Annotated in this window: 1 protein-coding gene; it reads right to left on the minus strand. The window is 62.3% G+C overall.

All coding sequences use genetic code 11. The features are described 5' to 3' along the window. Positions 1–908, minus strand: a 908-nt coding sequence (locus WT97_RS34595) for a hypothetical protein (RefSeq protein ID WP_218919444.1), incomplete at both ends; no start/stop codon positions are given.

Raw genomic sequence — 908 nt, forward strand, 5'->3', positions numbered from 1 at the left:
TCGACGGGTCTGTCGACGGCTAACAGCTCCATCACCTCGCTGTCGACCTCGACCTCGACCGGTCTGTCCACGGCCAACAGCTCGATCACGTCGTTGTCGACCTCGACCTCGACGGGCCTGTCGACGGCTAACAGCTCGATCACGTCGCTGTCGACTTCGACTTCGACGGGTCTGTCGACGGCTAACAGCTCCATCACCTCGCTGTCGACCTCGACCTCGACCGGTCTGTCCACGGCCAATAGCTCCATCACGTCGTTGTCGACCTCGACCTCGACGGGTCTCTCCACGGCTAACAGCTCGATCACGTCGCTCTCGACTTCGACCTCGACGGGCCTGTCCACGGCTAACAGCTCCATCACCTCGCTGTCCACGTCGACTTCGACGGGCCTGTCGACGGCCAACAGCTCGATCACGTCGTTGTCGACCTCGACCTCGACGGGCCTGTCGACGGCTAACAGCTCGATCACGTCGCTGTCGACTTCGACTTCGACGGGTCTGTCCACGGCTAACAGCTCCATCACCTCGCTGTCGACCTCGACCTCGACCGGTCTGTCCACGGCCAACAGCTCGATCACGTCGTTGTCGACCTCGACCTCGACGGGCCTGTCGACGGCTAACAGCTCGATCACGTCGCTGTCGACTTCGACTTCGACGGGTCTGTCCACGGCTAACAGCTCCATCACCTCGCTGTCGACCTCGACCTCGACCGGTCTGTCCACGGCCAATAGCTCGATCACGTCGCTGTCGACCTCGACTTCGACGGGCCTGTCCACGGCCAATAGCTCCATCACGTCGTTGTCGACCTCGACCTCGACGGGCCTGTCCACGGCCAACAGCTCGATCACGTCGCTGTCGACTTCGACTTCGACGGGTCTGTCCACGGCTAACAGCTCCATCACCTCGCTGTC

Source organism: Burkholderia sp. MSMB1459WGS (genome assembly GCF_001534535.1).
Lineage (GTDB): Bacteria > Pseudomonadota > Gammaproteobacteria > Burkholderiales > Burkholderiaceae > Burkholderia.